This window comes from uncultured Algibacter sp. (assembly GCF_947487605.1).
Classification (GTDB): domain Bacteria; phylum Bacteroidota; class Bacteroidia; order Flavobacteriales; family Flavobacteriaceae; genus Algibacter_D.
In genome coordinates this window covers 1-3,107 of sequence record NZ_CANKXK010000027.1, presented here as the reverse complement: position 1 = coordinate 3,107, position 3,107 = coordinate 1, and the positions used below count along the sequence as shown (strand labels likewise).

Genomic DNA, 3,107 nt, shown 5'->3' with positions numbered 1-3,107 from the left:
AGGAAAATCAGATGTAACAAAACAGGACTAATCGCTGGTTTAAGCACAGACCCAAGCATTAATTTTATACTTTGTTGGCAATAGTTTAATTACAATTCCCATTTTTTAAATCTTCTTTTGTTGGGTTGTATAAATTTGAGTACACCTCATAATTTCCAGTAAAATTTTCAAATGCTTCGGATAAAGAACAATAATCATTAAGGTTTGGATTATAAGTCGCTTGAAATCGATTATTTATTTGCTTTAAGTTATTCAAACCTGATAAATTTTCTAAAGACGAATCCATAATTCCTAATTCATTTATAGATTCTAAGTTGTTAAAACCAATAAGATTGCTTAGGCTCTTGTTGTTAAGAATGAAAAGATAATTAAGATTTTTTAAATTTTCAAAAGCATTTATTGAGTTTAATTTAGAATTACCATCTATCCATAAATCTTTAATTTCTTCTATGTTTTTAAGACCATTAGTATTTTCTAATTCTTCATTAAAATGAAGAGTGAATGCATCTTTTACATATCTTAAAGATTCCAAACCTTTCAAGGAGGTAATATTTGTTTCTGCTAAAGCAAAATTACCTATAGTATTTAATTTAAAGCCTTCAAGGCTATTAAAGCTATTACAATATCGAATGGAAAGATTATCAATTTCTTGAACATTTTCAATACCAATTAGGTTATTTAATTTCTGACATTCATAGAATTCAAGTGTTCCAATTTTGTTAATATCAGAAACCCCTTCTAGAGATTCAATATTTGACTTGAAAAACTTGAGACTTTCAATATTATCTAGGTTTTCTAATCCAGATAAATTTTTGATTTCTGAACCATATCTGATTTCTATACTGCTTATACTTTTAACATTAGTAAAAATTGGAAAATTAATTAAACTACTATTTCCATCTATTTTAATAGAACTTAAAGATTCGCAATTTTTAATTGCGTCTATATTAGTTAGAGATGGGTTAAAATTTAAAAATAAAAAATCAATATTTTTTATTTTTTCTAAGCCATCTAAATTTTTTAGAGATTGATTTTCTCCAAAATAAATATATCCATTAACTAATTCTAAATTTTCTAAATATGAAATGCTTTCAAGAAGTGGATTATTCACTATTGCTAATTCTCCGCCTAAAAATTTCAGTTTTTCTAAGCCTTCTAAATTGATAAGATTATTGCAGTTTTCAATTCGCAGTGCCCCACCCCAATTTGCCCCACCAAAACTTTTTAAACCATAAAAACTGGTTAATTTATCATTATTTAGGATATAAAAATTACCATTAATAATATCAAGTTTATCTAGACCTTCAAAATTTTCTAATGATTGATTATATTCTATCCTAGACCCATTTGCAAAAAGATGTCCTACTTTTCTTAAATTTTCTAACCCCTTAAAGTTTTTCAAAAGTGATGTTCTTTCAACATTAAAATAGTTACCTATAATAATTAGCTCTTTTAAGGGTGATAAATCAACTACAGAACCTTCAATGGTTAAACTTCCTTTAATAGTGTTGTAATCATTTTTACCAAATTCATTTACATCATCTTGATTCGATAATTTTATACTGCCTTCATATGTTTTATTTCCGAGAGTTTGAAATTGAACTTCATTTCCATAGCCAATACCTTGGGAATTGAGTGCATAAGCTTTAACATAAAAAGTGCTAATTTCTTCTGGCAGACTAGTTACAGTCGTAATGAATTCATCAGAACCATTAGCATTTAGAATAAATTTCGCGAAGTTATTCTCAATAGATGGTTTTGAAGATTCACCAATAACCAGTCCAACTTCTAGGATGTCAGAATCTCCTTGATTGAGAATCTTTCCGCCCATTTTTACTGAAAACACAGTAATTTCAGATACTTGATAAGTTTCAATTTCAGGAACCTTTATGACTTCTTTCTCTTCAATTATAACATCGTTATCCTTATCACAGGATATTAAAACGAACGTGAAGAATATTATTAACAGATTTATTGACTTTTTCATAGTTTGATCAAAATTACGTGCGTTTCTTATAATTATTGCCAACGTGTTCGTGTATGGTTTCGTTGCGTCTGCACTAAGTTAGCAAATAAAGAGGAACCCATGTTCAGAAGCGACAGAAATTCCGATAGGAATTTCCGAGCAATGAACTATACACGTTGTTGGGCAACGTTTTATTCATTGTAATCAATTTTTCTGCTTATGATTTTCAAAGTGTCATTATTTTGGATTAAAAGTTTTGTTATCCAATTACCCTGTTTGTCAAATTCATATTCGGAAATTCTGATAGTTTCTTTTTTTAATGATGGATTGTATAATTTTCTTTCAATTTCAAGGTTTTTAGAATCGTAAATTTTAGACCATTTCCATTTGATATCATTTGAAGAATCTCTTTTAATAGTTTTAATAACCTTTCCATTATCATTGTATGTCATATCACTAGTTGATTTTATTTCACCAAGAAGATTGTATTCAATCCATGTTAAATCTTCTTTCTTTTCATTTCTAAGAATTGATGAGTGACTAACTAAATTACCCTTTAAACCATATTCTTTTTCATTAATCAAAGTGTTTTCGTCTGAAGATTTCATATAGTCATAGACAACTGTGTGAATAACTTCGCCTTGTACTTCAAAAACTTCAATTTTCTTTAATTTCTGATTTTCATACTTAAACTTACTTTTAAAAACCAATGAATCGTTTTCATCATAGCGGTTTGTTTCTTTTATGTTGTTAATACTATCGTATTTGGAAATAAGATATGTGCTGAATTTGTATTCAACTTTTTTTTCAATAAATCCATTTTTATCAAAATAATATTCAACGTCTTTGTGGTCCCAATTTCTGTGTGATTTAGGACTTGAATATTCAGTAATGGATTTAACATTTCCTTTAAGACCTATAGAATTAAAATTGTTCTTCAGTTCAGATTGATTATTACAATTGAAAAGAAATAAGGTGATTAGTGTGATGAATATATTTTTCATTCGTAATGTTGCCCAACGTTTATGTATAAGAATAGTGCGGTTTTGTGTCCGAGGATTTTTCGTAGGAAAATCAGAGTGACCAAAAGAGCACTATCTTTTGATTAAGCATTAAATTTAGCGTTATTTTTATACTTTGT

2 protein-coding genes are annotated in these 3,107 nt (G+C 27.8%); both read right to left on the bottom strand.

What is annotated here, in order from left to right; genetic code table 11:
* Window positions 1-85 precede the first annotated feature (85 nt).
* Entirely contained in the window at window positions 86-1,987 is a 1,902-nt protein-coding gene (locus Q0739_RS14660) for a leucine-rich repeat protein (protein ID WP_298239488.1), read from the bottom strand.
* A 170-nt stretch (window positions 1,988-2,157) separates the two neighbouring features.
* Window positions 2,158-2,970 carry a hypothetical protein gene (locus Q0739_RS14655; RefSeq protein WP_298239487.1) on the bottom strand — a complete coding sequence of 271 codons (813 nt, stop codon included), beginning with the start codon at window positions 2,968-2,970 and terminating at the stop codon, window positions 2,158-2,160.
* Window positions 2,971-3,107: the final 137 nt, after the last annotated feature.

Bases quoted from the DNA above. Each gene is read 5' to 3' on its own strand.
- Q0739_RS14660 (WP_298239488.1), bottom strand. From the start codon at position 1,987: ATGAAAAAGTCAATAAATCTGTTAATAATATTCTTCACGTTCGTTTTA.
- Q0739_RS14655 (WP_298239487.1), bottom strand. From the start codon at position 2,970: ATGAAAAATATATTCATCACACTAATCACCTTATTTCTTTTCAATTGT.